A 6,019-nucleotide genomic window follows, 5' to 3' on the forward strand; every position below is an offset into this window, starting at 1 on the left:
TTATTCCTTAAACCAAGAAGAGTACATCACATAATTATTGGCTATACGTTCAATCTCCCCTTTTGTTAATTCTGGGCTAATGTCTTTTATTTTTTTGGCAGGAATTCCTGCATAAATACTTCCACTCTCAACCCTTGTGTTTTTAGAAACCACGGCGCCTGCTGCAATTATCGTATTGCTTTCCACCACGCAATCGTCCATAACAATACTTCCCATCCCTATCAAAACATTATCTTGAATGGTGCATCCGTGAACAATCGCATTATGCCCAATAGAAACATTGCTCCCGATGGTTGTAGGCGAAGTTTTATAGGTAGCGTGAATTACGGCTCCATCCTGCACATTCACTTTATTGCCCATTTTTATAAAATTCACATCACCGCGAATTACAGTGTTGAACCAAACGCTACATTCGTTGCCCATCACTACATCGCCAACAATGGTGGCGTTTTCAGCAATGAAACAATCCTCTGGAATTTGGGGGTGATTTCCGTTTACAGTTTTAATTATCATCTTTTATAGTTTTTATCCAAAGTACGCAAGCAATTCCTTCTTCCGCGAAGGGCTCACCATTATTTCCTTACCGCTGGAAAGAACCACACTTCCACCCTTTCCTTTTTTGTATTCGGTAATTTCATTCACATTTATCAAATAGGATTTATGAACACGCGCAAAACCGTTTTCAGACAATGAGTCTTCAAAATATTTAAGGGTTTTGCTTACTAAACGTTTTCCAACCTTTAAATGAATGTGGGTATAATTATCATCGGCCTGGCAATAGAGTATATCTTCCATCTGAAGCACTTCAAAGCCGTTTTGTAATGGTATTGTTATCTTGCCCGCAACTTGGGTCTGTAGGGGTTTTAAAATTAAATTCTGCAGGCTGTTCTCTTTTTCCTTTATTTCCTGCACGTAGTCTACAGCTTCAATCAATTTATCAATTGAAATAGGTTTCAATAAATAATAGGAAGCGTGGGCATTTAAAGCATCCATTGCATACTGATTGTAAGCTGTAACGAAAACAGTTTCAAATTGCCTGTCCCCTACTTTATCGAGCAAATCAAAAGCATTTCCATAGGGCATTTCTACATCGAGAAAAACCACATCCAAATCATTATTACGAATCAACACCAATGCATCATTCACGTTCGCTGCTTCACCTTTCAAAACAATATTGGGACAATATTTCGCCAAATAATTTCTGAGAATTTCCCGGCTTATTTCTTCGTCTTCAACAATTATTGCGTTTAGTTTCATTAGTCTTTCTTTAAAATAAGTTCAACTTTGGTCCCTTCGTTGTTTTCAAATACGTTTTCCACTTTCACATCTACTTTGTCTTTGTACATTTCGTTCAAAATAGCAATTCGCTTTTGTGTATTGCCCATCCCTTTTGACTTTTGTTTCTTTTGGTTTTCCGTTTTGAATTCATTGGATTTTGAACGACCAATTCCATCATCAATAATGGAGATTTTTATGGTTTCAGAATTGATTTGCTGAAAATTGATTTCCAACAAACCTTTCGCTTCTTTATACCGAAGTCCATGCCATACGGCATTTTCAACATAAGGTTGAAGCAACATCGGCGGAATCACAAACTCGTTTAGTTTTATATTTTCGTCAATCGTAATTTTATAGTCGAATTTATCTTTAAACCTGAAATGTTCCAGTTTTACATATAGCTCCAGCAATTCAATTTCCTTTTCCAACGGAATAAAATCCTCTTCGCTATTTTCCAAAACCGAACGCATCAGTAATGAAAAATCTGTTAAATATTTATTGGCGGTACGTTCATCATTTACGGCAATAAAACTATTGACGCTGTTAAGCGCATTAAAAATAAAATGTGGATTCATCTGCGAACGAAGTGATTTCAGCGCCAAAACATTATTAGCGAACTTTTGTTGTTTTACGTTTTTGTACTGCGTGTAAGCTGCAAAAAACAAAAGCAATACGATCACAATTAAAGAACCAATAACCCATTTTTGAATTTGACTGTTTCTCTCGATTAACTCTTGATTTTCAAAAGCAAGTTTATAACGACTTTCATTAAGTTTCCTGTCATTTTCCAAGCTCGCAATTCTGTTTTGCTTTTGAGTGATTTCTTTACTGAAACGCGCTGCCTGGCTAATTTCCTGCTCCTTTTTTACATAAAGCTCATCCACAACTTCAACATACCGCTGGTAGCTTTCGGTGGCTTTGTCAAACTCGCCGATGTCCCGATAAATTTCGGAAAGCTTTCTCACGGCATCTTTTTGAACAGTTAAATCTTCCTTTTTGTCAGCCTCCGCAATACTTTTTTCAAGGTACGGAATGGCCTGTTTATATTTTTCCTGCGCTACAAAAGCATTCGCGATTTTATAGTTTTGCCGTTGTGGAGTTAAGGCTTCATCTTCAACCGTGGCAGCATTTCCCATAGAGTTTAACTCTTCTAAAGTTTCTTCCCGAAGTTGTATTTCCTTTTCGTAATCGCGGTTTTGGTTATAAAAATCTGCTACTTTGTTCTTTTCTGAAACAGCCCGTTGCTTATTCTCCTTTTTAGCAAGTTTTAGCGAATTATCAAAATATTCTTCAGCTTCATTTAAGGCACCACTTTTTGCATAAGCCTCACCAATCTTTGAATTTAAATTTGTGATTTTTGGAGTAATTCTATTTTCTTTAGCAGTATCCAATGCTTTTTGATAATTGAAAACACTTTTCACGCCATCGCCAATAGCTTTATAAGTATCGCCCAAACCTTCATAAACTTCAACTTTTTGATATGCCGAAAGATTATCCTTCAACAATTTCTGAAATGACGAAATGCTTTCCTGATAATTTTTGTTTTGTGCAAAAGCCTTCGCCAACTTAATTGAAACATCTGTATTTGCACTGTTTTGAATACTTTGTTTATAATTTTCAATTGCTAAATCTGGCTGGCTCCAAAACAAGTTAATGTCACCCAAAACTTCAAAGGCAAAGCCATTTTCTTTTTTTGAAATAGTTTTGCCACGCTTCGGTTCCAAAGCTTTTGTAACGTATTCAATACTTTTCTGAGCATCTTTTTTCAGAAAGAATTTAGCAGAATCCAAATAAACATTGAAACCTGCTTGCCCATCATCTTTAGATCTTTTTGAAACAAGTGGTGCAGCTTCATTTTTTGCCTTTTCCACCCTAACAGTAACAAAGTCGTTTTCCTTGATTGTGTAATAAACCGTAACAAAGTCATCGCTTTTTATCACAAGCTCATCTCCTATTTTGGCAGAAATAGTAAATCTTCCTGAAAAATTTGTTGTGGTATATTGCCCCCCCAAAATCTCCACGTTCACCTTTGCAATAGGCATATTTGTTTCGCCATCAATTACTTCTCCTTTTAGCATAAAGGGCTTATTGTCCGTCAGACCCTTTACTTGCGAAAAGCTATCTGCGGAGCAAAAAAAGGCAAGCGCCAAAAAAAGGAAAAGAAGTTTTTTCATTTTGTCATTAAAACGGTAAACATACGGACTTTGCAGCAATGTCTAAAATTACGTTTTTCTGAAATAGCTTCTGCAAAGGTTAAAAAAGAATACTTCCCTCATCCAAAAATACTTTTCCCTAATTCAAAGAAACCGCTTGCTCAAAGTATGTTTTTTTAGAAAAAACTTCGCCCTAGGTTTACCTTAAAATAAACACGAACGTTATGAAAAAATCTCAAATTGTCCTCTTGGCTGTTATGATTGTTCTTACATATTCTTGCAAAGCAGAAACCAAAAAAACCGACAAAAAATTATTGGCCGCAATAGAAACTCCAAAAAAAGACCACTACATAAAAGTAGCTTTACTGTTGGATACAAGCAACAGTATGGATGGATTGATAGACCAAGCCAAAGCCCAACTTTGGGAATTTGTAAACGAACTCAGTTATGCCAAATGCCGCAACGACCGTCCAAAACTTCAAATAGCTCTATACGAATACGGGAATGATAATTTGAGTTCACGTGATAATTACATTCGAAAGATTTTAAGTTTCACAGAAGATTTGGACGATGTTTCCAAAGAGCTTTTTTCATTGACCACCAATGGCGGTAGTGAGTATTGCGGTGCAGTAATTCAGGAATCTTTGAACAAACTGGATTGGGGAAATGAAAATGATGATTTAAAAATGGTCTTTATAGCAGGCAACGAACCTTTTAATCAGGGCGAAATTAATTATAAAGAAGCTGCAATGGACGCTAAGGAAAATGGAGTAATTGTGAATACCATTTTTTGTGGTGATTACCGTCACGGTATAGATAGTTACTGGAAAGATGGCGCTCAACTTACATATGGTGATTATATGGCTATAAATCAAAACCAACAAACTATATATGTTCCATCTCCTTATGACGATCTAATTATTCAATTAAATGTAAAGCTTAACAACACTTATGTTCCCTACGGAAGTGCTGGAAGTAAAAAAAGCCGTGTACAACAAGAACAAGATGCAAATGCTGCAGAATACAGTAAGGCAAACGCGGTAAGCAGAACCGTTTCCAAAGGAAGCCACCTTTACACAAACAGTACTTGGGATTTAGTTGACGCCGAAAAAGAAGAAGATTTCAGTTATGAAAAATTGAAAAAAGACGAATTGCCACAGGAACTAAAAGGAAAGAATGCTTCGGAAATAAAAAAATATTTAGAAACAAAACATTTCGAAAGAGAAGATATTCAAAAACAAATTATGGATTTGAACGAGCAACGCCGAAAATATATTGCAGATAACTCAAAACAAACTGAAAATGGTCTTGAAAGTGCAATGGTACAAGCCATAAAAAAGCAAGCTGAAAAAAAGAATTACACCTGGGAATAGTTATTTTTAAACATAGAAAAAGCCTGATACTTCTAAAAGTCTCAGGCTTTTTATTTTATGTACTTAAAAATTTAATTGATGGCAGGACAATTACAGTCATACGGTTCTGGTCTTCCGCCCAAGAAATCGTAACCTAATGTAATTTGATGAAAACCGCCACTTTGGAATTTTACATTTCCAGCTTGATAGGAATAAGTGTACGCAAACATAAAGTTCTTATAATTAACTCCTAATACAGGTGTAAAATATTGCAGTTTCTGAACTTTCACTTCTTCCCCGTTAAGGTATTCAGCGCCATCAAGACTTCTTCTATACGACAATCCGCCCCATAGTTGACCAAAATCCATCTCTCTGTAAGCTTTAAAATTAACATCTACAGACTGCTCGCCTGTGCGTTCACTCCATTGAAAAAGAAAAGAAGGTTCATAGCTCCAGTCGGCACCATATTGACCAATGGCATAACCAGCAGAAATCAAATATTTACGTTGATTGTTTGACTCATATTTTTCGGTATAGATTGATCTATTTTGAAATATGATATTCTTCACGGTAAAGTGACCCGAGAAATTCAAAAAATTGTACGAAAGCCCCGCATCTACGTTAAAATATGATGTGCTTTGAATAATTCCCGCAATTACTGGGTCAAAATCCGTTAAGTCAAATTGAGTTTCATCAAGTCTTGATTGGGTCAACCCCGCACTTAAACCAAACGATAACTGATTTAAGTCTGCTTCACTTCTGGAAAACATAATATGGTGGGCATATGTAATATACCCTCCCGTTTGTGAGTGATAACCATTTTTATCGTTATATAATATAACTCCAACCCCAGATTGCTGTCCAAGCCTTGCATTAAAACTTAGCGTTTGAAGATTTGGAGCTTCGCTCTGATCAAACCATTGTTGGCGTGCAGTCAATCGTAATTGATTATGTGTGGCTGCCCCGGCCATAGATGGATGAATCAAATAAAGGTTATCTGAAAAATAATCTGAATATATTGGTATGCCATCTTGTGAAAATCCATAAAAAGATGATAACAAAAGTAGGATGAGGGAGATTTGTTTAATATTCATAGTTTTTATTTATCGTTTTAAGGTAAAATGTCCTTTAAATTCTTTTGTCTGTCCCTCTTCGGTGTACTCGATGCGGAACCAGTAATCGCTCGATGGCAGTGGGCTTCCCCCGTAGGTTCCGTCCCATCCCTGGCCCAGTGGG

The 6,019-nt window shown here is 36.3% G+C and carries 6 protein-coding genes; 1 reads left to right on the top strand and 5 read right to left on the bottom strand.

Features of this window, described 5'->3' with window-relative positions; translation table 11 throughout:
* The 3 genes from AEQU1_RS04345 to AEQU1_RS04355 are packed head-to-tail and all read right to left on the bottom strand — an operon-like array spanning position 1 to position 3,452.
* Complete coding sequence (locus AEQU1_RS04345) at positions 1–513, bottom strand: gamma carbonic anhydrase family protein (protein WP_111879099.1); 513 nt, start codon at positions 511–513, stop codon at positions 1–3.
* 12 nt (positions 514–525) lie between these two features.
* A complete protein-coding gene (locus AEQU1_RS04350) occupies positions 526–1,257 on the bottom strand; it encodes a LytTR family DNA-binding domain-containing protein (protein WP_111879100.1) in 732 nt (243 codons plus the stop codon).
* Complete coding sequence (locus tag AEQU1_RS04355) at positions 1,257–3,452, bottom strand: histidine kinase (protein WP_111879115.1); 2,196 nt, start codon at positions 3,450–3,452, stop codon at positions 1,257–1,259. Before AEQU1_RS04355 ends, AEQU1_RS04350 begins: the two co-directional genes overlap by 1 nt.
* Before the next feature lie 203 nt (positions 3,453–3,655).
* Here AEQU1_RS04355 and AEQU1_RS04360 point away from each other — a divergent pair, with 203 nt between their 5' ends.
* Entirely contained in the window at positions 3,656–4,804 is a 1,149-nt protein-coding gene (locus AEQU1_RS04360) for a VWA domain-containing protein (protein WP_111879102.1), read from the top strand.
* A gap of 71 nt (positions 4,805–4,875) precedes the next feature.
* Here the strand turns inward: AEQU1_RS04360 and AEQU1_RS04365 are convergent, their stop codons facing one another.
* On the bottom strand, positions 4,876–5,877 hold the full coding sequence (locus AEQU1_RS04365; protein WP_111879104.1) for a type IX secretion system membrane protein PorP/SprF: 1,002 nt from the start codon (positions 5,875–5,877) through the stop codon (positions 4,876–4,878).
* Between the two features lie 9 nt (positions 5,878–5,886).
* Positions 5,887–6,019, bottom strand: a 133-nt coding sequence (locus AEQU1_RS16425) for a T9SS type B sorting domain-containing protein (RefSeq protein WP_146743712.1), incomplete at its 5' end; no start/stop codon positions are given.

It is taken from the genome of Aequorivita sp. CIP111184 (assembly GCF_900489465.1).
Taxonomy (GTDB): domain Bacteria; phylum Bacteroidota; class Bacteroidia; order Flavobacteriales; family Flavobacteriaceae; genus Aequorivita.

Coding starts and splice junctions, on each gene's coding strand:
- AEQU1_RS04345 (WP_111879099.1), bottom strand. CDS start 513: ATGATAATTAAAACTGTAAACGGAAATCACCCCCAAATTCCAGAGGAT.
- AEQU1_RS04350 (WP_111879100.1), bottom strand. CDS start 1,257: ATGAAACTAAACGCAATAATTGTTGAAGACGAAGAAATAAGCCGGGAA.
- AEQU1_RS04355 (WP_111879115.1), bottom strand. CDS start 3,452: ATGAAAAAACTTCTTTTCCTTTTTTTGGCGCTTGCCTTTTTTTGCTCC.
- AEQU1_RS04360 (WP_111879102.1), top strand. CDS start 3,656: ATGAAAAAATCTCAAATTGTCCTCTTGGCTGTTATGATTGTTCTTACA.
- AEQU1_RS04365 (WP_111879104.1), bottom strand. CDS start 5,877: ATGAATATTAAACAAATCTCCCTCATCCTACTTTTGTTATCATCTTTT.